Annotated in this window: 17 protein-coding genes; 14 read left to right on the top strand and 3 right to left on the bottom strand. The window is 56.3% G+C overall.

Annotation, left to right across the window (positions count from 1 at the left end; translation table 11 throughout):
- The 10 genes from FRY97_RS01765 (at position 1) to FRY97_RS01720 (ending at position 10,573) form a co-directional block, all read left to right on the top strand.
- Positions 1-1,974, top strand: coding sequence for a c-type cytochrome (locus FRY97_RS01765; protein WP_147165695.1), 1,974 nt, complete (start codon positions 1-3; stop codon positions 1,972-1,974).
- Between the two features lie 406 nt (positions 1,975-2,380).
- The gene (locus tag FRY97_RS01760) at positions 2,381-3,802 is read left to right on the top strand and encodes an anthranilate synthase component I family protein (protein WP_147165694.1); all 1,422 of its coding nucleotides are present in this window, start codon (positions 2,381-2,383) and stop codon (positions 3,800-3,802) included.
- A gap of 304 nt (positions 3,803-4,106) precedes the next feature.
- Positions 4,107-4,697, top strand: coding sequence for an anthranilate synthase component II (locus tag FRY97_RS01755; protein WP_147165693.1), 591 nt, complete (start codon positions 4,107-4,109; stop codon positions 4,695-4,697).
- 13 nt (positions 4,698-4,710) lie between these two features.
- A complete protein-coding gene (gene trpD / locus FRY97_RS01750; RefSeq protein ID WP_147165692.1) occupies positions 4,711-5,697 on the top strand; it encodes an anthranilate phosphoribosyltransferase in 987 nt (328 codons plus the stop codon).
- A 52-nt stretch (positions 5,698-5,749) separates the two neighbouring features.
- Positions 5,750-6,565, top strand: a complete 816-nt coding sequence (trpC, locus tag FRY97_RS01745; RefSeq protein WP_147165691.1) for an indole-3-glycerol phosphate synthase TrpC — start codon at positions 5,750-5,752, stop codon at positions 6,563-6,565.
- Positions 6,566-6,593: 28 nt separating this feature from the next.
- Positions 6,594-7,247 (top strand): phosphoribosylanthranilate isomerase, encoded by a 654-nt coding sequence (locus FRY97_RS01740; RefSeq protein ID WP_147165690.1) that lies wholly within the window; start codon positions 6,594-6,596, stop codon positions 7,245-7,247.
- Positions 7,248-7,254: 7 nt separating this feature from the next.
- The gene (trpB, locus tag FRY97_RS01735) at positions 7,255-8,442 is read left to right on the top strand and encodes a tryptophan synthase subunit beta (protein WP_147165689.1); all 1,188 of its coding nucleotides are present in this window, start codon (positions 7,255-7,257) and stop codon (positions 8,440-8,442) included.
- A 3-nt stretch (positions 8,443-8,445) separates the two neighbouring features.
- Positions 8,446-9,252, top strand: coding sequence for a tryptophan synthase subunit alpha (trpA, locus tag FRY97_RS01730; protein WP_147165688.1), 807 nt, complete (start codon positions 8,446-8,448; stop codon positions 9,250-9,252).
- Between the two features lie 7 nt (positions 9,253-9,259).
- Complete coding sequence (gene aroF / locus FRY97_RS01725) at positions 9,260-10,270, top strand: 3-deoxy-7-phosphoheptulonate synthase (RefSeq protein ID WP_147165687.1); 1,011 nt, start codon at positions 9,260-9,262, stop codon at positions 10,268-10,270.
- Between the two features lie 27 nt (positions 10,271-10,297).
- Positions 10,298-10,573, top strand: coding sequence for a hypothetical protein (locus tag FRY97_RS01720; protein ID WP_147165686.1), 276 nt, complete (start codon positions 10,298-10,300; stop codon positions 10,571-10,573).
- A gap of 199 nt (positions 10,574-10,772) precedes the next feature.
- On the opposite strand, the gene FRY97_RS01715 is transcribed toward FRY97_RS01720, so the two are convergent.
- Together FRY97_RS01715 and FRY97_RS01710 are read right to left on the bottom strand one after the other, a co-directional pair.
- Complete coding sequence (locus FRY97_RS01715; RefSeq protein WP_147165685.1) at positions 10,773-13,187, bottom strand: glycosyltransferase family protein; 2,415 nt, start codon at positions 13,185-13,187, stop codon at positions 10,773-10,775.
- 20 nt (positions 13,188-13,207) lie between these two features.
- Positions 13,208-14,254: an NAD(P)H-dependent glycerol-3-phosphate dehydrogenase gene (locus FRY97_RS01710; protein WP_147165684.1), complete on the bottom strand. Its 1,047-nt coding sequence runs from the start codon at positions 14,252-14,254 to the stop codon at positions 13,208-13,210.
- A 216-nt stretch (positions 14,255-14,470) separates the two neighbouring features.
- On the opposite strand from FRY97_RS01710, the gene FRY97_RS01705 reads away from it, so the two are divergent.
- From FRY97_RS01705 to FRY97_RS01690, 3 genes are all read left to right on the top strand, one after another.
- Complete coding sequence (locus FRY97_RS01705; RefSeq protein WP_147165683.1) at positions 14,471-15,484, top strand: alpha/beta hydrolase fold domain-containing protein; 1,014 nt, start codon at positions 14,471-14,473, stop codon at positions 15,482-15,484.
- A 351-nt stretch (positions 15,485-15,835) separates the two neighbouring features.
- Positions 15,836-16,942 carry a caspase family protein gene (locus FRY97_RS01695; RefSeq protein WP_170254453.1) on the top strand — a complete coding sequence of 369 codons (1,107 nt, stop codon included), beginning with the start codon at positions 15,836-15,838 and terminating at the stop codon, positions 16,940-16,942.
- 9 nt (positions 16,943-16,951) lie between these two features.
- Positions 16,952-20,335, top strand: coding sequence for a DEAD/DEAH box helicase (locus FRY97_RS01690; RefSeq protein ID WP_170254452.1), 3,384 nt, complete (start codon positions 16,952-16,954; stop codon positions 20,333-20,335).
- 678 nt (positions 20,336-21,013) lie between these two features.
- Here FRY97_RS01690 and FRY97_RS01685 read toward each other — a convergent pair.
- Entirely contained in the window at positions 21,014-22,222 is a 1,209-nt protein-coding gene (locus FRY97_RS01685) for a pyridoxal phosphate-dependent aminotransferase (RefSeq protein ID WP_147165680.1), read from the bottom strand.
- Between the two features lie 308 nt (positions 22,223-22,530).
- Here FRY97_RS01685 and FRY97_RS01680 point away from each other — a divergent pair, with 308 nt between their 5' ends.
- Positions 22,531-24,711, top strand: a complete 2,181-nt coding sequence (locus FRY97_RS01680) for a tetratricopeptide repeat protein (RefSeq protein WP_170254451.1) — start codon at positions 22,531-22,533, stop codon at positions 24,709-24,711.
- The last annotated feature ends 42 nt before the right edge of the window (positions 24,712-24,753 follow it).

Raw genomic sequence — 24,753 nt, 5'->3', positions numbered from 1 at the left:
ATGAACCGAAGACATATCATGACAGCCCTCTTGTGGTGCGGGCTGGCTATCACGGGCACCTTTGCCCAGCCTGCAGGCGAAGAAAACCACTACTACCGGATGATCACTCTGCCTACGCCAGAAGGCATGCTGCTGGAAGTCGGCGGTATGGCCACCCTGCCCGATGGGCGGATCGCCCTGTGCACGCGGCGCGGCAATGTCTGGATTGTAGAAAACCCCGACATGTACGAGGGCCGGGCGCCCCGTTACAAATTGTTTGCCACAGGGCTGCACGAGCCGCTTGGGCTGGCTTATAAAGATTACGCCCTTTATGCCGCTCAGCGCGGCGAGCTCACCAAGCTCGTAGATACAGATGGGGACGATGTGGCCGACCTTTACGAAACCATTTACGACTGGCCGCTCTCGGGGCATTACCACGAGTATTCTTACGGGCCTAAAATCATGCCCGACGGCGGGATGATGGTCACGGCCAATGTAGCTTTCGGAGACGAAGAATGGTGGCGGGGCGAAAGCCGGGTGCCATGGCGGGGCTGGACGATGCGCATCACTGAAGACGGCAAGATGGAGCCTTGGGCTACCGGCATGCGGTCCCCCTGCGGCATTGGCGAATACGAAGGCGAGTTCTTCTACGATGACAATCAGGGCGATTGGATGGGCTCTGGCGGCATTTGGCACGTAAAAAAAGGCAGCTTTACCGGCCACCCGGCAGGCTTGCGATGGACGGGGCAGCCCGAGTCCCCGCTCAGCCTTTCCCAAGATGACTACTTCGCCAAAGTAGACCGCCGGCGGGTGAAGGAGAACGGCCGTTATGTCAAGCCCGAAAATATCCGCGATGAGGCCAGCCCCGATCTGCTGTACGAGCTGAAATCTGAATTCCCGGAGATACAGCTGCCGGCAGTGTGGCTCCCCCACGGCATCTTGGGCATCTCCAATGCTGAAATCCTGGAGGACCGTACCGGTGGAGCTTTCGGCCCCTTTGCCGGGCAGCTCTTCGTAAGCGATCAGGGGCAGAGCAAGATCATGCGGGTAGACTTGGAAAAAGTGAACGGGGAATATCAGGGGGTAGCCTTCGATTTCCGCTCTGGCTTCCAGTCTGGCGTACTGCGCATGGCCTGGGGCAATGATGGCTCCTTGTACGCTGGGGAGACCAACCGGGGCTGGGGCTCTGCTGGCACGAAGACTTCCGGCCTGGAACGCCTCGTTTGGACGGGCCGCATGCCATTTGAGATGTACACCGTAAAAGCCCGGCCGGACGGCTTCGAAGTGTCCTTTACCCTCCCCGTGGATAAAGAGCGGGCTAAGGACTTAGACCAATACAAAGGCCGGCAGTTTATCTATAAGTACCATCCTGTTTACGGAAGCCCGACCATACACGAGCAGCCGCTTGAGATTGCCGGCGTGCTGATAGGGGATGATGGCAAAAGTGTACGCTTGCAGGTGAAAAACCTTCGGCAGTACCACATCCATGAGCTAGACCTGTCTGGCCTGCGCATGGCCCAAGACACGAGCATGGGGCTGCTGCACCCTGTAGCTTATTACACCCTCAACAACATCCCTGAAGGTACGGTGCTGGCTGAGGATGCCTGGGGTAGGTACAGCAGTGTCAAGGCACAGGAAGCCGCTGAGGCGAAAATGGCTGCCCGTGAGCGCGCCGAAGCAGAGGCCAAAAGGAAAAAGGCTGCGGAAGCTCGCAAAGCGGCTCAGGCCAAGCTTGCACTGCCCACTTATGCAGCGGTGGAAGGCCTGCTGATCCGCAATACCTGCACCGCCTGCCATGCAGTGGATAAGCGGCAGGTCGGGCCTTCCTTCAAAGCCATCGCGGCCAGGGATTATTCCCCGGAGCGCATCGTGGAGCTGATCTACAACCCCGAGCCGGCCAACTGGCCTGATTATTCGACGCCTATGGCGCCTATGCCGCAAGTCCCAAAAGATGAGGCCTTGCAGATCGCAAAATGGATCACCTCTTTGAAATAAACCGGAATGTCAGTTTTAAGTCAGGATTGCCAGCCGCCCCTGCAAGGGCAGCCGCATAGCAGTCAGCCGCATAAGCCCAATAAAAACAGGCTTTCCGTACAAAGGGGAGGCCGGGCTGCAGGGGGCTGTCCGAATGCGGCTTAGGCAGCCCCGGCTCAAAAATTAACCTGGAAGGTTTGTTTTTCTCAGGATAATGCGTTTATCTTTGGCTCAAACTTGATTCAGAATGAAATTCTTCGCAAGCAAAAATTGGTGGTGGCACGGTCGTTCGGTAACCCGGGTGAGGTGACACTGCTGTGCTTTGTGAAGAGAACAATAAAACAGAAGCGGCTTGTCGATCACTCGGCAAGCCGCTTTTGCTTTTAGGCCTGCCAGACAAGACGCTACAAAACCATCCAACTTGACTATGCCAACCGCAACGGACATTTCCACCATCAAAATCCGGACAACGGTCCACCGCTTTTTGGCGGACACCCTCACCCCGGTCACTTTATACCTCAAGATGCGGGACCATTTCACTGAGCCGGTGCTGCTCGAGAACAACGATTTCCGCAATAAAGAAGAATGCTTTTCCTTTATGGGCCTTGAGGTGTTAGGCAGTATTCAGGTACAAAAAGGGGAGATCAGGGCAGCTTATCCAAATGAGGAGGCGGAGGTGTCCTCCGTCCAAAGTGTAGCCGATGTGCCGGCGGCAATGAAGGCTTTCCTCGACCGCTTCGAAGTGGAGCAGGATACGGCCTACGAGGGGTTCAATGGGCTGATCGGCTACACGGCTTTTGATGCGGTACAGTATTTTGACACCCTGGCCTTCGATACGGAAAAGCGCCGCATAGACCTGCCGGATATCCGCTACAACCTTTATCAGATTGTAATTGCGTTCAACCACTTTAAAGATGAGCTCTACGTTTTGGAGAACTTGCCAGAAGGCACACCCTCTAAGATGAGGCAAGTGGAAGAGCTGATCCAAAGCCAGCAGTTTGCTACCCACCGTTTCCAACTGCAAGGGGGCGAAAGCAGCAACTTGACAGACGAGGAGTTCAAAGCGCTAGTGGAAGCAGGCAAGCACCACTGTCAGGTGGGCGATGTCTTTCAGATTGTCTTCAGCCGTCAGTTCGCGCAGCGCTACCGGGGGGACGACTTCAACGTGTACCGGGTCTTGCGATCCATCAACCCTTCTCCTTATCTGTTCTATGCCGATTTTGGGGGCTACCGCATTTTTGGCAGCAGCCCAGAAACCCAAATGGCAGTCCGCAACGGCAAAGCCATCGTCAACCCTATTGCTGGCACATACCGCCGTACCGGCGACTTCGAAGTGGATACGCAAAATGCCAAAGATCTGGCCGCAGACCCTAAGGAAAACGCCGAGCACATCATGCTGGTGGACCTGGCGCGGAACGACTTGGGGCGGCATGCGCAGCAGGTGAAGGTCGAAAATCTTAAAGAGGTCCATTACTTTAGCCATGTGATCCACCTGGTCTCCAAGGTGACCGGGCAACTGCCCGAGGGGGCAAACCCCGTACAGATTTTCGGGGATACTTTCCCGGCAGGCACCCTTTCAGGGGCTCCGAAGTACAAGGCCCTGGAGCTCATCAACCATTACGAAAACCAAAACCGGAGCATCTACGGAGGTGCATTGGGGTACATCAACTTCAACGGAGAAATGAACAATGCTATTATTATCCGGTCTTTCCTGAGCAAAGACAATACGCTCTACTACCAGGCCGGCGCTGGGGTGGTCGTGGCCAGCGTCCCGGAAAAAGAGCTGCAAGAAGTGAACAACAAGCTCGGGGCACTGACCAAAGCTTTGCGGGAAGCAGAACAAATTTAGAGAGCGTGCTGGGATTTTGGCCTTCTAGTTGAAAATTAGTGCCTCAAGCCATTTTTTGATTAGACAAGTTCCGAAAACCGGAGTTTAGACAAGTCCCGCTTTTTATGCACAAAAGCGGGAAGGGTTTTCGGGGCGAAGTATAAGCAGAAAAGTGTCCCGCTAGCGGGATAGACCGATTACTAAAGTCCCAACAAGCTCTTACACCCCTTCGCAGCGCTAGGCCAATGCCAGCCTAAAGCTATAAGGGCTTAAACGCCCGCGGCATTTTGGTTTGCGCGCTTTAAATCCTTTAAAACCACAGCACATGAAAGTCTTAGTTTTGGATAATTACGACTCTTTTACCTTCAACCTGGTGCAGTACATCGAAGAAATCCTTGGGCAGCCGGTGGTGGTGAAGCGCAATGACGCCATCACCCTGGATCAGGTCGCCGAGTTCGATGCCATCGTTTTGTCGCCAGGGCCAGGTTTGCCCAAAGATGCAGGCATCATGCCTGCTTTATTGAAACAGTATGCACCGGAGAAGCCCATTTTGGGCGTATGCCTGGGCCATCAGGCTATAGGGGAAGCTTTCGGGGCCGAGCTGCACAACCTGGCTGAGGTCTATCACGGGCTGGAAACGCCTATTCTGCAGACGGTTGCCACCGAAGCGCTTTTTGAGGGGCTGCCCAATCCTTTCCATGCAGGGCGCTACCATAGTTGGGTAGTACAAAAGGAAAGCCTCCCTGCTTGTTTTGAGGTCACTGCCGTAGACGAGGAAGGGCAGATCATGGCTATGCGCCACCGGGAGTACAACGTCAGGGGCGTGCAGTTCCACCCGGAGTCTATTATGACGCCTCAGGGGCGGGAGATGCTACAGAATTTCTTCACCCACTGCGTTGCGCCGGTCGCAGTTTAAACCTTCATCCGCCATGAAAGCAATTTTAGAACGGCTTTTTTTACACAACCGCCTCAGCCGGTCAGAGGCCCGCGAAGTCATGCTCGGCATAGGGGAGGGGAGCTACAATCCGGCTGAAATGGCCACTTTGGCTGCCGTTTACCGGATGAGGCCCATCAGCATCCCTGAGCTGCAAGGTTTCCGGGATGCCCTGCTGGAGCTGGCCGTGCCTTTTCCTCTAGAGGGGATGGAAGCGATCGATATCGTAGGCACAGGGGGGGATGGCAAGAACACCTTCAACATATCTACCTTGTCGGCCATAGTAGTGGCGGGGGCGGGTTACAAAGTAGCCAAGCACGGCAGTTACGGGGTCTCCTCTGCTGTAGGCTCCTCCAACGTGCTGCAGGAGCTGGGGTACGTTTTTACCAGCGATACAGATGTGCTGCGCAGGCAGCTGGACCGGGCCAACATCTGTTTTTTGCACGCCCCGCTATTTCACCCGGCACTTAAAGAGGTCGCCCCGGTACGCAAACAGCTGGGGGTAAAAACCTTTTTCAATATGCTGGGGCCCTTGGTCAACCCTGCACAGCCCTCCCATCAGCTGTATGGCACCTACAGCCTGGAGCTTTCCCGCCTTTACCAGTACATCATGCAGGAATCCGGCCGTCAGTTCGCCATTGTGTATGCGCTCGACGGGTACGACGAAGTGTCGCTAACCGGCCCTTTCCGCTTTAGGACCAACGCAAAAGACACACTGCTCTCGCCGGGAGACCTGTCTATGCCCACCCTCAAGCCAGAAGACCTGCACGGAGGGGATACGCCCGAGGAAGCGGCGGCTATCTTCAGGGGGGTATTAGAAAACAGGGGGGCAGCAGCCCATGAAATGGCAGTGGTAGCCAACGCGGGCTTGGCTATCCAAACCCTCTGCCCTGGCAAAAGCTGGGCGGATTGCGCAGCGGAGGCCCGGGAGAGCATCCAAAGCGGGAAAGCAATGGCTAAGCTGAAAACCTTACTGAACTAAACCAGTTGAACGCTTGGCGCAAATGGCCAGGCTGGTCAAAAAGATATCCAAAATGGACATTCTCGGAAAAATCATGGCGTACAAGCGCAAAGAAGTCGCTGAGCGCAAGTCGCTTTTTCCTACAAAGCTGCTCGAGCAGAGCATCTACTTTGAGGCCCCCGCTGTATCCCTCCGGAAATACCTGCTGCGGGAAGACAAGTCCGGCATTATTGCAGAGTTCAAGCGCAGGTCGCCTTCCAAAGGGGACATCAACCCTTATGCCTCCGTGGAGCAGGTTTCGATCGGCTACATGCAAGCCGGCGCTTCAGCGTTGTCTGTGCTTACCGACAGCCACTTTTTTGGGGGCAAGAGCGAGGATCTGACCGAGGCCAGGAACTTCAACTTCTGCCCCATACTGCGGAAGGATTTTGTGCTGGACGAATATCAGCTGTTAGAGGCAAAGTCTATTGGGGCCGATGCTGTGCTGCTGATCGCAGAGTGCCTGGAGGCTGCAGAATTAGCCCAGCTTGCCCGGCAGGCCAAAAAGCTGGGGCTGGAGGTGCTGATGGAGGTCCATAGCCGGGAGCAGTTGGACAAGTTCGTGCCGGAAGTGGATGCTATTGGCGTCAACAACCGCAACTTGAAGACTTTTGAGGTAGATATCGCTCATTCCCTGGAAATGGCTGATGCCCTGCCCGGAGCGGCCGTACCGGTTTCGGAAAGCGGGCTCAACGACCCTCAGGCGGTTGTAGCGCTTCAGCAAGCTGGCTACAAGGGGTTCCTTATCGGGGAGCATTTTATGAAACAAGCAGACCCTGGCAAGGCTTGCCAGGAATTCATCCGGGAGGTCAGCCGTATCGCATCCCTGCTTGATGGGGCTATCGCCTGATCCGCTAGCCCACAACCCAATAGAAGATATGATCATCAAAGTATGCGGAATGAAGGAGGAGCACAATATCACCGGGCTAGGCAGCCTGGCCGCAGATTGGATGGGGCTGATCTTCTATCCCAAATCTCCCCGGGCAGTCACGGGCTTGCAAGGGTTGCCCCCCTCTCGGCAAAAAAGAGTAGGGGTGGTGGTCAATGCCGAGATGAAGGACGCCCTCTACCTTGCTGCTGCCTATCAGCTCGACTTCCTCCAACTGCATGGGGACGAAAAGCCCGAGTATTGCCGCCGGCTGAAGCTGTCCTTACAGGAGGCCGGCCTGGGCAAGGTATCCCTCATCAAAGCATTTGGCGTGGCGCAAGGGTTCAGCTTCGCAGCAGTAGCCCCTTACGCGCCCTACTGTGCTTACTTTCTGTTTGACACCCAAGGGCCCGGCTATGGGGGCCACGGCGTCCCGTTCAATTGGGAGCTGCTCAAGGGGTATCAACTGCCAGTGCCTTTCCTGCTCAGCGGGGGGATCGGCCCCGATGACGTGCCCGCGCTGAAGGCGTTCGGCCACCCCCAATGGGCCGGCATAGACCTGAACAGCCGGTTTGAGCTCAGCCCTGGGCTGAAAGACCTCCGCCGCCTTAAATTGTTCATTAATGCCTTCCGGGATGTGCCCCGGTTTGGCAGCAAAAATTGAAAACCTGATGATAGGAATAGATGAAAGAGGGTACTATGGGGAGTTCGGAGGGGCTTACATCCCGGAGATGCTCCACCCCAATATTGCCGAGCTGCAAGCCGAATACGTTGGCATTATCAATGAGCCGGGCTTTCAGCGGGAGTTTCAAAAGCTCTTGCGGGACTACGTGGGCCGCCCTTCCCCCTTGTACCTGGCAGAGCGCCTTTCCGAGCACTACCAAGTCAATATTTATCTCAAACGGGAAGACCTGAACCACACTGGTGCGCACAAAATCAACAATACGGTCGGGCAAATCCTGCTGGCTAAAAAGCTGGGCAAGAAACGCATCATTGCCGAGACAGGCGCTGGGCAGCATGGGGTCGCTACCGCCACCGTCTGCGCGCTCATGGGCATGCCCTGCGTAGTTTATATGGGCGCAGTGGACATCAAGCGGCAGGCCCCTAATGTCTCGCGCATGCGTATGCTGGGGGCAGAAGTCAGGCCAGCTGAAAGCGGCAGCAAAACTCTGAAGGATGCGACCAACGAGGCCATCCGCGACTGGATCAACAACCCCGTGGATACCCATTACATTATTGGCTCTGTGGTAGGCCCGCACCCTTACCCAGATATGGTCGCCCGTTTTCAGTCGGTCATCAGCGAGGAGATGAAGTGGCAGCTGGAGGAACAGACCGGCAAGCCCAACCCCGACGCTGTCGTAGCCTGTGTAGGTGGGGGCAGCAACGCTGCAGGGGCTTACTATCATTACCTAAATGAAAAAGGGGTAAGGCTTATCGCTGTGGAAGCCGCCGGAAAAGGCGTACACTCTGGGGAGTCTGCCGCTACAAGCGTACTGGGCACAAGGGGCATCATCCACGGCAGCCGCACCTTGCTGATGCAGACTAAGGACGGCCAGATTGTAGAGCCTTACTCGCTCTCAGCCGGGCTCGACTATCCCGGCATAGGCCCTATGCACGCCCACCTCATTGCGAGCAAGCGGGCAGAGCCCATCAGCATTACCGATGAAGATGCCTTGCGGGCAGCCTATTTCCTTTCCCGTAAGGAAGGCATCATACCCGCGCTGGAGACTTTTCATGCCTTAGCTGCATTGGAGGTGATGGCGTATCAGCCCTCCGACGTGGTGGTCATCTGCCTTTCCGGAAGAGGGGACAAGGACCTGGCCACTTTCATCCAGCATTTTGACGATTACAACCGCTAAAATATGACCAACCGACTAGACCGGTTATTTGCTGAAAAGCAAGACCACATCTTAAACGTTTACTTCACGGCAGGTTACCCCAGCCTGGAAGATACCCTTCCCATCGTGCAGGCCTTGGATGCGGCTGGGGCAGACCTCATTGAGATCGGCATGCCTTACTCCGACCCATTGGCTGACGGGCCCACCATTCAGGAAAGCGGCATGAAGGCCATTCAGAATGGCATGAGCATCCCTGTCCTGCTCGAGCAGATCCGGGAAATACGCAAGCACAGCGATATCCCGCTGGTGCTCATGGGCTACTTCAACCCGGTAATGCAATACGGGGAAAAACGGTTTTTCAAGGATTTTGCGGAAGCGGGCGTAGACGGCCTCATCCTGCCCGATCTCCCTGTGTACGAGTATGAAACCTTGTACCAAAAAGCAGTGGAAGAGGCCGGGCTGAAGATGACCTTCCTCATTACCCCCCAAACAGAAGAGGCCCGCATCCGGGCCATCGACGAGCTCAGCACCGGGTTTGTGTACATGGTCTCCAACGCTGCTGTCACCGGCGGGCAGGGGGAGATCTCAGCGCAGCAGACCGCTTACTTCGAGCGGGTAGCCGCCATGAAGCTCAAGCGCCCACGCCTCATTGGGTTTGGGATTTCCGGCCATCAGTCCTTTGAGACCGCTTGCCGTTATGCGAACGGCGCAATCATTGGCAGTGCGTTTATCCGTGCGCTGTCCGAAGGGCAAGATATCCGGTCTACGGTAATTTCATTTGTCAAAAATGTACGGGAAGGGGCAGCCGCCGCTGCCCCCTCTGCTAAATAAGCTGAAGATGATCATTCAATTGGACAGCCATATTTCTGCCCCTCAGCTTTCTGCCTTGGAGGAAGCCTTGAACAAAATCGAGTACAAGACGAACCGGGTCACCACGCAATATGCTGACTACATCATCGGGGTGGGCAACAAGCCGTTCGATATCAGGAGCATTGGCATCTTGCCCGGGGTCCGCGATATCCATCGGGTCAGTGATGCCTATAAGCTGGTTTCCAAGAAATGGCGGGTGGAAGATACCCGGATCAGCCTGGGCGATGGGCTGGAAATCGGGACCGGCTCCTTTAGCATCATGGCTGGGCCCTGCTCTATAGAATCTGCTGCTCAGGTTGAGGAAACGATCGCCCACCTCAAAGCTGCCGGCGTGCGCATTATGCGGGGCGGGGTATACAAGCCCAGGAGCTCCCCCTATGCTTTCCGCGGGCTCGGCATGGAAGGGCTGAAGCTGTGGCATGAAAAAGCAAGGGAGGCAGGCATTAAAATCATCACCGAAGTGATGATGGTAGAACAGATTGAGCCCATGCTGGAATACGTGGACATCTTCCAAGTAGGCGCCCGCAATTCCCAAAACTTCAATCTGCTGGACGCTCTGGGCCAGGTAGACCGCCCGGTGCTGCTCAAGCGGGGCATTTCCGGCACCATTGAGGAGCTGCTGCAAGCTGCCGAGTATATCTTTTCCAATGGCAATGAGCGCATCATGCTGTGCGAGCGCGGTATCCGGAGCTACGAGGGGGCTTACCGCAACACCATGGACATCAATGCGATCGCCATGCTCAAGGCCAAGACCCACCTGCCCGTAATTGCAGACCCCTCCCATGGCATCGGGCTGCGGCAGTTTGTAGATAAAATAGCCTTGGCTTCGGTCATGGCAGGTGCCGACGGTGTGATCATGGAAGTGCACGGGCAGCCGGAGAAGGCCTTTTCCGACGGGCAGCAGACCCTGAGCTATCAGGAGGCCAACCGCCTTTACAGCCGCCTTAGGCAGGCCTTTGAGCTGCGCGAGCAGTTTTAACGCAAAGAATGGCGTATCTTGATGGGCATGAAAGTGATACTCCAATTGGTTTTGGCACTACAGGCCAGCTTGGCAGGTTGGCTGCTTGGTGTAAGTTACACGCTGGTGTCCGGTGTGGCAGAAGGGCAGGGGCTTGCAGCAGGCGCCATCCTGATCGTCAACGCGGGCATAGGCTTGTTGTTGGCGCTCATCGCCAGCATCTGGACAATGCGTTCTGGGGCTTTACCCTTGAAGAAAGGCAATTTAGGGCTGCTCCTGGCCAATGTTTTGCTTATAACCGCCCTGTTGGTTTACAGGTCTTAGCTTGGGCTTGGAGCCGAGCTTTGGCAGTTTTGAGCCGGTTGTGGGGCTCCCCCTGCCTCAAGGCAGGGGGCGCTATGCTGCGGGGCTCGCTTTTCGCTCGGCCCTAACGGGCTTGCCACCCCTTCGCAGCGCTAGCCCGATGCCATCCTTTGCCGCCTGCCCTCCAATACGTATTGGCGGCCAGCTTGCCAAGCTAGGGTTAGGCCTCCGCCTTGCGCTGCTGATAACCATTGTACCCGATAAAGCCCAGCAGGCCCAGCAGAATGAGGGTGCTGAAAATACGGGAAGCCAAGACGCCCTGCTCGTAAGACTTTGGCGCAAACTCAAAGACAATTTCGTGCTTCCCATCAGGAATGCGGAGTGCCCGTAGGATATAGTCCGCACGGATATGCTCCACCGGCTGCCCGTCGATATAGGCCTGCCAGCCCTTATCCGGGCCATACCACACTTCGGAAAAGACCGCCAGCTGCTCGCCATCCACATCCGCTTCGTAAGCCAAACGGTTGGGCGCGTAGCTGCTGAGGGAGATACTGCCATTGCCTGTTGGTGCGAGCCCGCTCAGGTAATCCGCAAATTCCTCGTGCACAATTGCAGTGGAATCTGGCTGGAAGTCCGTCAGCGCATCGATCTCCTCATTTGGGGTAGCCACTTGCTTTATGTCCTTGGCCAGCCAAGCATTGCCCAGTGCATTGGGGTTGAGCTGAGCCTGCTCTTGTCCGGGCTGCCCGAAAATGAAGTACTTCGCGTTCAGCATATCGAGCACCTTCTGATTGCCTTTGGCGATATGCCGGTCGATGATGTCCTGCATGCGCTGCAGCTTTGCAGCATGGTAACCGCCGATCGTTTTGTGGTGGAAAGATGCCTGAGAACTGTTGAAGGTATTGATGGAAACATCATATACCCGATAGTGCGGGTCTGGGTCTTGCAGGATCTGCTCATCTACGGGCCTTGGCTGCAGCTGTGCTTCTGATTGCCTTTCGGAAGCGAAGGAGCCCTCGTTCAGGTAACGGCGCCCAACCGTCCAATAATCAAATACGGTGATGAGGCCTAGGGCGAGCAGGAAAACAGGGAGCTTGAGCTTGCCCTGTAGGTAGCCCCAAAGCAGTCCGGTAGCGATAGCGGCCAAAATGAGGGTCCGGAAGGCATCGCTGCGCATCAGCGCTTGGCGGTCCTGCACAATTGCGCTCAGGCTGTACCCGGCCTGTTCGTAGCGGGCATCCCCCGGGCTACTGAAGTCGAACATAGATGGCCCGATAAGGGCAAAGAACAAGGGGATGGCCAGTGCGATCCCTCCCCCTACCTTAAGGGCGTGCATGGCTTCCTCCCGGGTTACTTTCTCGTTGATGATCTTGTGGACGGTCAGGAAGCCTAGCACCGGCACCAGGAAAGCGGTGACACTGAGGATGGAATTGGGGGTGCGGAATTTATTGTAAAGGGGCATGTAATCAAAAAACAAACGGTTGAACCCTTCGAGGTTGCTGCCCATAGACAGCAGCAAGGTAAGCAGGGTGCCGATGCCAATCCACCACTTCACAGGGCCTTTGACCAAAACCAGCCCTACGAGGAAAAGGAAAAAGGCGATAGCGCCGAAATAAATGGGCCCGCTGGTAAAGGGCAGGCTGCCCCAGTACAGTGGGGCACGGAAGTCGGAAGGCAGCCTTGCGCCTTTCCGCTCGAGGTCTTTGACGATGGCTGCGTCATCCCCTACCAGTTCTTGAGACCCGCCCCCCGCTACGCCGGGTATGTAAGAGGCGAACAAGTCGATCGTGCCGTTGCTCCATTGCATGGCATATTCCCAGTCGAGACCCTCTGTTTCACTGCTAGATTGAGGCTCCCCGTCCGGTTGTAAGATCGGTTCCCCCCGCATAGTGTCCTTAGAGTATTCATAGGTCACCCAAAGGTTGGACGAAGAGGAGCCCAGCGCCAATAGCGCACCTACGATGAGGGCACCTGCTGCTTTAGCGAAATGGGGCAGGCGGTTTTTGCGGATGCTGTGGGCCAGTTCTGCTATCCCGAAAACCAAGACAGTCAGCGCAAAGTAGTAGGTCATCTGCACGTGGTTGGCCATGATGTTCAGCCCAAGGCCAGCTGCAAAGAGCAGCCCGCCAGCCAAGTACCGCTTTCGGAAAGCCAAGAGCATGCCTGCTGCCACCAAGGGCAGATAGCTTATGGCTTTGAGCTTGGTCATATGCCCGGCTTCAAACAAGATCAGGTTGTTGGTGGTCAGCCCAAAAGCCAGCCCCCCGATGACGCCTAGCCAAGGGTTGGCCCCCAAGACGGCCATCAGGATGTAAAAGCCAAGCATAGCCGTGAAAAACTGCCCGATCGGGCCGCTTATGCCCAGCCGCCCGGCTTTGCCTAAAATTTTCAGGCTGTTGCCTTCGCTCACGGTATTGATCTGGTAGGTCGGCATGCCGCCGAACATAGCGTTGGTCCAAAGTGCGGTCTCGCCTGTGGCTGCTTTGTACTCGCGGATCTCTTGGGACATGCCCCGGTATTGGATGATATCGCCCTGAGGGACGACCTTGCCTTCCAGCTGCGGGTAGAAAAATGCAGCAGAAGCTGCCAGGAAAATACCGATTGCGGCCAGGTGAGGGATAACCTGTTTCATCATCGTTTTTTGTTTTCAGCTATTCAGATAAAGTCGACATCTACATCGTAAGGGTACGTGATCAAAAAGCTGATGGCCCGGTCAATGTCGAATTCTTCGAATACAATTTTATAGAGCATATCTGTGATAGGGACACGCAGGTGGTAGTAGCGTGCGAGCTTGCGGGCCACCCGGAGGGTCCGCACGCCTTCGGCGAGCTCAGGCATACTGTTTTCAATGTCAGCAATGGCTTCCCCCTGCCCGAGGCGGTAGCCAAAAGTGTAGTTGCGGCTGTTTTTGCTGGTGGCGGTGGCCACGAGGTCGCCAATGCCGGCAGTGCCGAAAAATGCACTGCTGGAACTGCCCATAGCATTGCCAAAGTAGACCATCTCGGTCAGCCCGCGGGTGATGAGCATAGCCTGTATGTTTTTCCCCAGCCCTTTCCCTTTGAGGATGCCCGACCCAATCGCAATGATGTTCTTGAGCGCGCCAGCGAGCTCTGCCCCGAGGAGGTCGTAAGTGCCAAAGACGTGGAAGTGCTCACTGCTCAGCACCGATTTGCCTAAGGAGATGACCTCATCATACGCACTGCCGATAACGGTAGCCGTGGGCTGGCCTTCCATGATCTCGCTGGCCAGATTGGGGCCAGACAGGCAGCCTACGCGCAGCACCACACTCTCCTGCCGGATAATCTCGCTCATGGTGCTCACGTCTTTGCGGGTCAACGGGATTTGTGGGTCTGCTACAATATCTTCAGGGGCATCAAAGCCTTTGGTGCCATGTATCATGATGTGGTAGGGGCGCAAAAAAGGCCCGAGGTCACGCATCATAGACCGGAAATTGCTGGAAGGCACTACCGGGAAAAGCAAGGTGCAGTTTCGGGCAACCTCCTCCAGGCTGTTGGTGGCTTGTACGCGGGGCGAAAGGGCTACGCCTAAGTGTTGCCGGTTGGCATTGATTGCTGCTACCAGTTGGGGCTGCCGGCTGTACAGCAGCACGTCCGTATTGTATGCGAGCAGATTGGCGATGGCCGTGCCAAAGCTGCCGGCGCCAATTACGCCTACGGGCGGTCTTTCGGATGATTCAGGCATGCAACAGGATTGCTGTGATTTGGCGTAAATGTACACTTTTTTTCGAAAGCGGGCCGGGCTGCTGCCTTCACTTGTAGCGCCTAAACTGCTCGCCAAAATCGCCCTGCCGGCCCGGTTTCCGGCAACTTATGCTTTTGTGGTGCGTTTTGGTAGTACTAAAACGTGGCCGCCCTCGGAGGCACTGGCCAAAGTACCGTATTTAACCGCTATCCGTTTATGATGTCAATTTCTTTTTGGTCCGCTTTTTTGCTGTGGGGCACCGCTCATATTGCTGCTCCTGGGCAGGCAGCCGGTGCCTGGCCTCAGCCGGAGGAAGGCCCGGGAAGCACCGCCCTATATACCTACGAAGAGGTGCGCTTTTCCGACTTTGCCGCAGATGAAGATGGTTACTGGCTTTTTGAGCCTTCAGGAGTGCCCGGGGCCGAACGGGCTTCAGTGGTGGTATTCCATCATGGGTACGGGGCCATCAACCCTGCCATCTACGGCGGTTGGATCCGTCACTTGGTGAGGCAGGGGCACATCGTGATCTACCCCCGCTATCAGAACAACCTATTGTTCCCTGCTCCCTCTTCTTTTGTGGCCCATGCTGCTACAGGCATCAAACGGGCGCTGGCCGAGCTGGAAACCGGAGAAGGGCGGGTGCGCCCGGATACGTCCAAGCTGTTCATAGCCGGGCACAGCTACGGTGGCGCCATCGCAGCGAATATTGCTGCCCGTTACCGGGAGCTGGGGCTTCCCCGCCCGCGTGCAGCCCTCCTGTGCGCCCCCGGCACAGGCCCTCTGAGCGGCGGGCTGTTAGAGACTTACGCAGGGATGGACAGCGGCCTCAGGCTGGGCATTGTGGTCAGTGCTGATGACTACGTGGTAGGCGAGGAGCTGGGCCGGAAAGTATACGCTACAGCCACCAACACGCCCAACCGCTTTCTGGTCAGGCAATCGGCAGACCGCCACGGGGCCCCTGAAGTCACAGCTGGGCATAACGAATGCTACGCTTTGGATACGGCATTTGATGCTGGGCTGCACAACGTTTCCTACAAACGGGCCTTGAGCATTGCCCGCACGGATGTCGTAGACTTCAAAGTGTACTGGAAACTGCTCGATGCCCTGATTGCTTGCGAGCTGCAGGGCAGCCACTGTGATATGGCCTGCGGACAGGCGCCAGATTTTGCGAGCCTTGGCTACTGGCCTGACGGCAAACCGGTCCAGCCTCTGGAAACTTGGTTGCCTTAGTGCTCCAAATGGGCATAAACCTTATTGCCGCAGGCTTTGGCTCCAGCCTGGCATTGGCCTAGCGCTGCGAAGGGGTGGCCGAAGGCCAGACCCGAGGCCTGTAGGGCGAGGGGCCGAGCGGATAGCGAGCCCCGTAGCATAGCGGCACCTGCCCTCAGGCAGGGGCAGGCCCCTATCCTTTCGGAGGGGGCAGGCCCCATCACGCGAAGCAAGCTGGGCAGGCAAAAAACGATAATCTGGTTTGCGCCCGTCCGGATAGGCAATTAGCGCAGCTTTCCGATTTTTCAGCAGCATTGCTTATATTGGCGGTAAAACCAAAGCCACAGCCGGGAGCCCATGGAAAACGGAGGAATGCAGCTTTCAGAAAATTATTTGCCCGCAGGCAACAGCTATCTTTACCTCGTCGGGGTAGACCAATACCCACGTTTGCCGCGCCTCTATAACTCCAGGGCTGATGCAGAGGCCGTCCGCGATCTCCTCTGGGAAAAGTACCAGTTCACACCGGAGCATACGGTCTGCCATTTCGATAGGGATGCCACACAGGCTGCTATGATCAATCAGCTCAAGAGCTTGGTCGCCGCCGTTGCTCCTCAGGACACCCTTGTGATCTATTTTGCAGGCCACGGCCAATACGACAAGGCCCTCGATATGGGGTACTGGGTGCCATTTGATGGCGACCCCGACAATCCGGGCAGCTATTTAGAGCTGACCACCCTTATCCGTATCCTTGGGCGGATCAAGAGCCTGCACACCTTTGTGATCGCCGATTCTTGCTATGCTGGGCATGTGTTTGCCCAAGACCGCGATTTGGTACAGGACCGCCTGGAGAGCCTGCCTTCCCGTTGGATGCTCACTGCCGGGCGGAACGAGCCTGTGTCCGACGGCCATCCGGGCTTGCACAGCCCTTTTGCACAAGCAGTACTGGCAGCGCTCCGGGCCAACCAAGCTCCCCGCTTCGGGGTAGCCGACCTGTGCAGTCAGGTGCTGAGGGCAGTAGGCAATAATGCCCGGCAGCTGCCTCAGGGAGCGCCATTGTACGGCATAGGAGATATGGGCGGGCAGCTGATGTTCCGCCTCAAAGGGGTGCCTGCAGAGGTTGTGCAAGCACCGCTGCCCGTTGCAGAAGGGCAGGGCAGAGGCCAACAGCCGGCCACTGTGGAAGCTGTTGCCCCAGTTGGTTTGGAAGGATGGAAAAAGCATCTCAAGGGCTTGGCGGTAAATAGCCTTGAACAGGCGATAGAGGCCCTGCAGAGCGTCATCGAAGGGGCGTCTTTTCATGAAACTACGGTAATCATGCTGAGTGCTCGGATGTCTGCTTTGCGTCAGGACCGGCAGCAGGGGATGCTCACCGCCGAGCAGGCGGAGATCCGCAAAAATCAGTTGACGGCAAGCTTGCTCAGCCTGCTTGATGATATGGAAGAAAATGATTTAAAGCCCGGGGCTTTCACCCCGGAATAGCCAATGCCCATGACCGAAAGAATCAATAAGCCGGAGCTGGCCAAGCTGTTTTATGCAGAGCTTCGCAAAGTGCTGGCCAACGGACAGCTGCCCCCTGCCGGGGTGTCAGCATCCTTGTACCGGCTGATGACCCTGCTGTTCGTAGAGCTGACACAGGCCGAGCGCCTTCAGTTCTCTACCCTCTTCGCGCGTATCGCTTATGTATGCCACCGCGATGAGGTCGACCGGAAGCTTCAGTTTTTTGTCCACGTTTTCCGTAAGGGCGCGCTGCGGGCAATGCGGGCATCAGAGGAGGAGGTGAAAGCGGTTAATGAATTGGGCACCAAGGTGTTGTTCGACTTGATTGAAGCGCTGCTCGAGGAGCCTATGCCGGAGCCCCTCCGGGCGTTTTACCCTCCGTCCTGGCCTGCCAACCTGAAGCCGTACCAGGTAGCAGCGTTCCTGCCGCGTGCCCGGGTAGTCATCTTGGAAGATGACGAAGCTGCCGAGCAGTTCCTGGCAAAGGACGAGGAGCACGCTTATCAGGTGGTGCGGGTGCAGTACAATGAAGCAGGGCGGAATGATAATTTTTCGGACACCATCGATAGCATACGGGCCGTTTTCGGCTTGCCCGTGGTCATGAACCTGTTGGACATCGAGGTCGATGAACAGGGCGTTTACCACCCCCGGGCTATGGTCATAGAGCCAGATTACCTGGTGGATGTCACCGCGGTGGCAGACTGTTTTCAGGCCTCTGGTACCAACCCCTGGCCTTTTCTGCTGAAAAAGTATATGCCCAAAGAGCCCAGCCCTAACCTCATGCTGGGCAATATCGCCAATTTTTTCCTGGATGAGCTGATGAACAACCCCGCGCTTGATTTCCGTGCGGCTTTCGCTCAGACCTTCCGTCAGAACCCTCTGCAGTTTTGCCTTTTTGATGACAAGGTGGTTCGGGAGATCATGCAGAAGTCCCAGCGCCACTTCCTCACCCTGAAACAAATGGTGGCCAATGGCTTCCAAGAGCAGGGCATCACACCAGAAGAGTGCTACCTCGAACCCAGCTTTTACTCTGAAGCCTACGGGCTGCAAGGCCGCCTTGATGTACTGCACATGGGCCCCGAGCGGGCCAATATCGTAGAATTGAAAAGCGGCAAGCCATTCATGCCCAACATCTACGGATTGAGCCCCAACCATTTTACACAAACGCTGCTTTACGATCTGATGGTGCGCTCTGCATTTGGCAAAGAGGTCAACCCCGCCAACTACATCCTCTATTCTGGCCAGGAAGAACAGCAGCTGCGCTATGCGCCCCGCATCAGCGCACAGCAGACCGACGCCCTGCAGGTGCGCAATCACTTGGTAGGCATAGAGCGGTTGCTGGCCGAATTGGGCAACCCTGAAAAAGGGGGGCTGGAAGAGCAGGGCAACAGGTTGTTCGGAAAGCTCAGCCCGCAGCGGCACCCAGAGCTTAAAGGTTTCCATCGTAGGGACATGGAAGCCTTTGAAAAAATTTACCGTGGCATGAGCCCGGTAGCCCGAAGCTACTTCATCGCGTTTTCGGGGCTGATCGCCCGGGAGCACCGCCTGGCTAAGGCAGGAGAGCAAGGGATGGACAACGTGAATGGGATGGCTTCCCTATGGCTCAACAGCTTTGAAGAAAAGGAAGCAGGGTTCGATATCATTTCCCACCTGCGGGTAACCAAAATACGGGCGCAGGAGGCCGAGCCCATCGTTGAATTCCAAAAGACAGCACACACCAACCCCCTTGCCAATTTCCGGATAGGGGATATCGCGGTCCTCTACCCACACCAGGAAGGGCAGTCTGTATTGTCCAATCAGGTCTTCAAATGTTCTGTCGTAGAGATATCGAACAGCGAGGTGTGGGTACGGCTGCGCTGCAAACAGTTCAACTCCCGCATCTTCACGGAGTACGCAGATTGGAACCTGGAGCATGACCTCCTGGACAGCAGTTTCAATAGCATGTACCAAGGGCTGTACACTTTCGCAGGCGCCCCAAAAGACAAGCAGGCACTGCTGCTGACACAACGGGCGCCCCGCGAGGGCGAGGCGGCTGAGATCCCGGTGCCGGAAGAGCTGACGGCAGAACAACAGGACATTTACCGGCGGGCTTTGTCTGCTGAAGATTATTTTTTGTTGTGGGGCCCCCCGGGCACAGGGAAGACCAGCATGATGCTAAAGCATTTGGTGAGCTACCTATTCGAGGAGACAGAGGAGAACATCCTGCTGCTTGCCTACACCAACCGGGCGGTAGATGAAATATGCGATTCTATCGAGCGCATCCGGCAAGACATCAGGGCGCATTATTTTCGTATTGGCTCCCGTTATGGCACTGCCCCCCGTTTTCAGCCACAGCTGCTGAATGAAAAGATAAGCAAAGCTTCTACACGCAAGGAGCTCCTGCAGGTCATCCACCGCCATCGCATCGTGGTGGGGACGGTCTCAAGTGTATCCGGCCGCACAGAGCTGCTGAAGCTCAAACACTTCGACCGTGTTATCATCGACGAAGCTTCCCAAATCCTGGAGCCCGCCCTAGTGGGCCTCCTGCCTCAGTTTGAGCGCTTCATCCTGATTGGCGACCATAATCAGCTGCCAGCGGTAGTGGTACAAAAGCCAGGGCTATCTGCCGTCTCTGATGAGCCGCTGCGGCAGCTGGGGCTCTACAACCTCAGGAATTCCCTCTTCGAGCGCCTATTTAAGCGGTGCCAGGAAAACGGATGGCATTGGGCTTATGCGCAGCTCAGCCATCAGGGGCGGATGCACGAGGACATCATGGCTTTCCCCAATCAGTACTTCTACAACAATACCCTGAAAATACTGCCGGAAGAGGTGCCGGCTGCTCAAAAACAGGTGCGCCCCCTCGCACTGCCGGTCGCCGAAGGGGACCCCCTGTTGCTGCAGCGGCTCGGGCAAGACCGCCTGCTTTTCTTAGATACCCCACCGGACGACCGGAGCGCCACACAAAAGACCAATGCCCATGAGGCAGAGCAGGCAGCTTCCTTGGTCAAGGCGTTCCAGGAGCTCTACCAGCGGAAGGGCTGGCCGCTGACCTCCGGCAGCATTGGCATTATTACCCCTTACCGCGCACAGATTGCGCAGATACAGTCGGTGCTAGAGGCTTCCAAAGCCCCGGTAGACTTACTGACGGTAGACACCGTGGAGCGCTATCAGGGAGGGGCAAGGGACATCATCATCCTCTCTTTGTGCACCAATTCCCTGAGCCAGCTGGCCGCCCTGTCCTCGATGTCGGAAGAAGGGGTAGACCGTAAGTTAAACGTCGCACTGACCCGTGCCCGCCATCACATTGTGATTTTGGGCAACCGGGAGCTGCTCAGCCGGAGCGATATTTATAGGTCCTTGCTCAAGTTTTGTGATGAAAAGACCCTAGAGCCCTAAATGGGCAAGTTTGCCTGCCCTTTCTGCGAGGATGAGGGGCCTCCCCCTGCCCAAAGGCAGGGGGCGCTATGCTCCGGGGCTCGCTATCCGCTCGGCCCTGCGGGCTTGCCACCCCTCCGCAGCGCTAGGCCGCTCCAATTCTGCAGCCGGAAGGCCCAAGCGCGCACGGCAGGAAGTCAGGCCGGGCCAGGCAGACGGCAAAGACAGCACCCCGCAGGCGAAGCGCCCCCCCCCGTTTGAAGAAGGGCAGTGCTCATCCCCCATGATACCGTTGCCCCACGGTCTTATTGGGCACTGCAATTTGAGCCCGGCAGCATGCATTGGGAAGGGGTGTCAAGCGGAGTGAAAGGGGTTGTCCGCCAATGGGCACGCTGCCAATAGGGGCAGCGCAAAATACAGCGGGGGCACAGCAGCCGCTGTGCCCCCGCCGAGAAAGCTCTTGGAAAAAGCCGGCGCGTGGCAGAAAATAGCTCAATGTACCCAATGCACTGCCCCGGCAAATTAAGCCTAGTGGTCTGTCAAGTGTTAATTTATGGGTTGAGTGGGAGCGGATTTTAAGGCTGATCAAGGCGGATGTTCCCGCGCATAGCAGCGCTACGTAAGGGTTGTCCAACGAAGAGTAGCCTTAAAAGCCGCCGCAGGCAACCCCTAGTTTCAGCCTTGACAGACCACTAGCTTCTAGCTCAGCTTGCTGACCGCCTCGGCAATGCGGGCGACGGCCTCTTTCAGTTCTGCCTCGCTAGCCGCATAGGAAATCCGGAAGCACTCCGGTGCGCCAAATGCCTCGCCAGTTACGGCAGCCACATGCGCCTCTGCAAGGAGGTACTCGCAGAAATCATTGGCGTCATTGATGGTATAGCTCCCCGCTTTTTTGCCAAAATAAGCGCTGATGTCCGGGAAGATATAAAATGCCCCCTGCGGTTGGTTCACCTTCATGCCAGGGATCTGCCCCAATGCACCGATCATCATGTCGCGCCTTTTCAGGAAAGCCGCTTTCATATCTTCGGTCGGCTTCATATCGCCCAGCAGGGCTTGGGCAGCGGCCATCTGCCCGAAAGCGGTAGCGCCAGAAGTAAACTGCCCTTGCATTTTGGCGCAAGCGGAGGCGATCCATTGCGGGGCGCCGATATAGCCAAGACGCCATCCGGTCATGGCAAAACCCTTGGAGAAGCCATTGACCGTCACCGTGCGGTCTTTGACGTTCTCAAAAGCGCCAATGCTGGCGTGCGCACCGGTGAAGTTGATGTACTCGTAAATTTCGTCTGAGATGATGGTGATCTGCTCGTGGGGCGCGATGACATCAGCAATGCCTTTCAGTTCCTCTTTGGTGTATACCGAGCCGGTAGGGTTGCAAGGGGAAGAGAAGAGCAGGATGCGGGTACGGTCAGTAATGGCTGCTTCCACCTGTGCGGCACTGACCTTGTAGTCGTCTTCGATCCCGGCGCTGACCAAAACAGGGACGCCCCCTGCCAGCTTTACGATTTCGGAATAAGATACCCAATAAGGGGCAAGGATGACCACTTCGTCCCCTTCATCGAGCAATGACATGCAGATGTTGGCGATCGACTGCTTAGCGCCGTTGGAGACGACGATCTGGCTGAGGTCGAAGTCCAGCCCATTGTCCCGTTTGAATTTAGTTTGTATAGCCTTGCGGAGCTCGGTCAGGCCCGGGACGGGCGTGTACTTGGTGTAGCCGTCATCCAAAGCTTTTTTAGCGGCTTCTTTGATATGGTCTGGCGTATCAAAATCAGGCTCTCCCAGGCTGAGGCTGATTACCTGATGCCCCTGTTCGGCCAGGTCGCGAGCCATTTGAGCCATTTTGATGGTGGCGGACTCTTCCATTTGTTGTATGCGCTGTGCGAGCAGCGCAGTGGTTGCCATTGCCATTTGTGCGAATCGTTTTTGATGTTTCTAAAAAGGTGTCGGCAAAATTAGGCATTTTGTAGTAGCTCCCCGCTTTTTTTAACATGCAGCCCAAGCTATGTGCCATCCAAAGATTGCCTTTTTTCCGGTTTCTGAGCGGTAGGTGCCTTTTCGGCTCACAGGTGTGCAGGAGCGTGATCAGGAGCATGTTCAATCTGGCCCGTCATTATGGGGAAGGGCACTGCGCCCGGGGCAGTGCACAAAAGCAGCAGCATGGGCGAGAGGGCCGGAATTTTTTCTATCTTCGGTGTAAACTTACTACAGCCGCATCTATGAGCAAAAAAAAGCAGCCCAAGCTGAAAGAAAACACCCCTGCTCCGTACAGCACACCCGCTCAGCCTCCTCAGAGCCCTCAGGATGCCCTTCTGAAGCGCGTCTTTGTAGGCTCCCTGCTGCTGATGGCCCTATTGAGCAGCCTGCTCTCTTTAGGGACCGGCATCAATGGGGACGATGAGTATCAGGTCGATTATTCTGAAAAGCTGGTCAGCTATTACTTGACGATGGGGCAGGACACCTCCGCGCTGTACATCGAGAAAGGCAATATGCACTATTATGGCGGCTTTTTTGACCTGGCTACAGGCTTGGCCAACCACGCCCTGGGTTTCGATAAGTTCGATCCGGCTTACCACCACGTCCGCCACCTTTTCAATGCATGGATGGGTATCACCGCAATTTTATTCATGGGGCTGCTGGCTTATCTGATTGGAGGCTGGCGGGCAGCTGTGCTGGGGATATGGCTGATGTACCTGTCGCCCCGCTTCTTTGGGCATGCCCAAATGAACCCTAAGGACATCCCCTTTGCGGCGGGCTTTGCGATGTCGCTCTACTTTATGGTCCGTCTTTTCCGCAGCCTCCCTTCCCCACACTGGAAAACAGTGCTCGGGCTGGCTGCCGGTATCGGGCTCGCACTGTCCACCCGGGCAGGGGGCCTGCTTTTGTTTGGCTACCTCGGGCTGTTTGCCGGTCTGGATTTCCTATTCCGCTATGGCTGGAAAGGGCTGGGCAGCCATACGGGCCTTGTCGGGAAATATGCCCTATGGTGTGGCGTGGGGGCTGCAGGGGGGTATGCCCTTGCCGTATTGTTCTGGCCCGCAGCTTTGGCCGACCCGCTAGGGCACCCTTTGGCCGCCCTCACAGAGTTTTCGAAGCTCGGGGTTAAGATCCGCCTGCTCTTCGAAGGGGAAAACGTCATGTCCGATCAGGCAGCATGGTATTACCCCATAGCCTGGATCGTGCGGACAGTGCCCCTGTATATCCTGATCGGCACACTGGGCAGCCTGCTGCTGCTGCCGGCTATATTGAAACAATACGACCGTACTGCAGTACTGCTGTTGTGGTTCGCTACGGTATTCCCATTGGCTTACATCATCTACAAAGACTCCATCCTGCACGATGGCTGGCGGCACCTGATGTTCATTTACCCTAGCTTGGTGGTTTTGGCCAGCTTGTTTTTTGTGTCGCTTGAAAGCCGGTTGTCAGCCCGTAAAAACCTGCAGTATGGCTTCTATGGGGCCTTGGCCCTCCTCCTCCTTGAGCCTGCACAGTTCATCGCCCGCAACCCTCATTTGTCTTATGTGTATTTCAACCCTGTGAGCGGAGGCCTGAAAGCGGCATTTGGGGAGTACGAGACCGATTATTGGGGCATAGGCGTCAAGCAGGGGCTAGACTGGCTGGAAGCGGAAGGTATCCTTCAGGAAGGCAGCCCCGATACCCTCACCTTGGCCAGTACTTTTTTCTATCCGCTGGCCTGGCAGGCTAAAGGCCGATTTGGGGACGCGGTCAAAGTCAAGTATGTAAGATTCAACTCCCGCTATAGCGAAGACTGGGATTATGGTATCTTCCCCTCCCGTTTTATCCGTGGGGCCCACCTTCGTTCAGGCAATTGGCCCACGAGCAAGGCTGTGCACACGGTAAAAGTCAACGGGGTGCCCATCGTGGCTATTGAGAAAAATGAGACCCGTGCGGCTTTCCTGGGGCAGGAAGCTGTGAAAGCTGGCAACTGGGCAGAGGCCATTCAGCAGTTTTCACGCGAAGTGGAAGCTCATGCAGACAACGAGGTGGCTTGGATAGGGCTGAGCAATGCTTACATCAATACGCAGCAGTATCAGCAAGCCCTTGATGCAGCCAATGCAGCTCTGAAAGCTGCCCCGGACGTAGAGTCGGGGATTTTGTACCAAGGGCTGGCTTACCTCAACCTGGGGCAGGCAGGACCCGCGCTGGAAGCTTTCGACCACGCCACCCGGGTCAACGATGAATATTATGTGGCCTACTATTACAAAGGCCTTATCCATCAGCAGCAGCAGAGGTACCGGGAGGCGTATGAGAATGCTCAGAAGGCCATTGACAGCAGCCCGCGTTTCAAGCCGGCCTATCAGCTGGCAGCACAGGCGCTGCAAGCCCTCGGAGATACGCAAAACGCACAGCGCTACCTCGATGCGGCCAGCCGGATATGATGTGCCGGCCAATTGGCCAGTGTTTGTTAATTTTGTGCCTCG

The organism is Phaeodactylibacter luteus (assembly GCF_007993045.1).
GTDB classification, from domain to species: domain Bacteria; phylum Bacteroidota; class Bacteroidia; order Chitinophagales; family Saprospiraceae; genus Phaeodactylibacter; species Phaeodactylibacter luteus.
This window is presented reverse-complemented; position numbering and strand designations above follow the sequence as displayed.

Bases quoted from the DNA above. Each gene is read 5' to 3' on its own strand.
- FRY97_RS01765 (WP_147165695.1), top strand. From the start codon at position 1: ATGAACCGAAGACATATCATGACAGCCCTCTTGTGGTGCGGGCTGGCT.
- FRY97_RS01760 (WP_147165694.1), top strand. From the start codon at position 2,381: ATGCCAACCGCAACGGACATTTCCACCATCAAAATCCGGACAACGGTC.
- FRY97_RS01755 (WP_147165693.1), top strand. From the start codon at position 4,107: ATGAAAGTCTTAGTTTTGGATAATTACGACTCTTTTACCTTCAACCTG.
- trpD (WP_147165692.1), top strand. From the start codon at position 4,711: ATGAAAGCAATTTTAGAACGGCTTTTTTTACACAACCGCCTCAGCCGG.
- trpC (WP_147165691.1), top strand. From the start codon at position 5,750: ATGGACATTCTCGGAAAAATCATGGCGTACAAGCGCAAAGAAGTCGCT.
- FRY97_RS01740 (WP_147165690.1), top strand. From the start codon at position 6,594: ATGATCATCAAAGTATGCGGAATGAAGGAGGAGCACAATATCACCGGG.
- trpB (WP_147165689.1), top strand. From the start codon at position 7,255: ATGATAGGAATAGATGAAAGAGGGTACTATGGGGAGTTCGGAGGGGCT.
- trpA (WP_147165688.1), top strand. From the start codon at position 8,446: ATGACCAACCGACTAGACCGGTTATTTGCTGAAAAGCAAGACCACATC.
- aroF (WP_147165687.1), top strand. From the start codon at position 9,260: ATGATCATTCAATTGGACAGCCATATTTCTGCCCCTCAGCTTTCTGCC.
- FRY97_RS01720 (WP_147165686.1), top strand. From the start codon at position 10,298: ATGAAAGTGATACTCCAATTGGTTTTGGCACTACAGGCCAGCTTGGCA.
- FRY97_RS01715 (WP_147165685.1), bottom strand. From the start codon at position 13,187: ATGATGAAACAGGTTATCCCTCACCTGGCCGCAATCGGTATTTTCCTG.
- FRY97_RS01710 (WP_147165684.1), bottom strand. From the start codon at position 14,254: ATGCCTGAATCATCCGAAAGACCGCCCGTAGGCGTAATTGGCGCCGGC.
- FRY97_RS01705 (WP_147165683.1), top strand. From the start codon at position 14,471: ATGATGTCAATTTCTTTTTGGTCCGCTTTTTTGCTGTGGGGCACCGCT.
- FRY97_RS01695 (WP_170254453.1), top strand. From the start codon at position 15,836: ATGCAGCTTTCAGAAAATTATTTGCCCGCAGGCAACAGCTATCTTTAC.
- FRY97_RS01690 (WP_170254452.1), top strand. From the start codon at position 16,952: ATGACCGAAAGAATCAATAAGCCGGAGCTGGCCAAGCTGTTTTATGCA.
- FRY97_RS01685 (WP_147165680.1), bottom strand. From the start codon at position 22,222: ATGGCAATGGCAACCACTGCGCTGCTCGCACAGCGCATACAACAAATG.
- FRY97_RS01680 (WP_170254451.1), top strand. From the start codon at position 22,531: ATGAGCAAAAAAAAGCAGCCCAAGCTGAAAGAAAACACCCCTGCTCCG.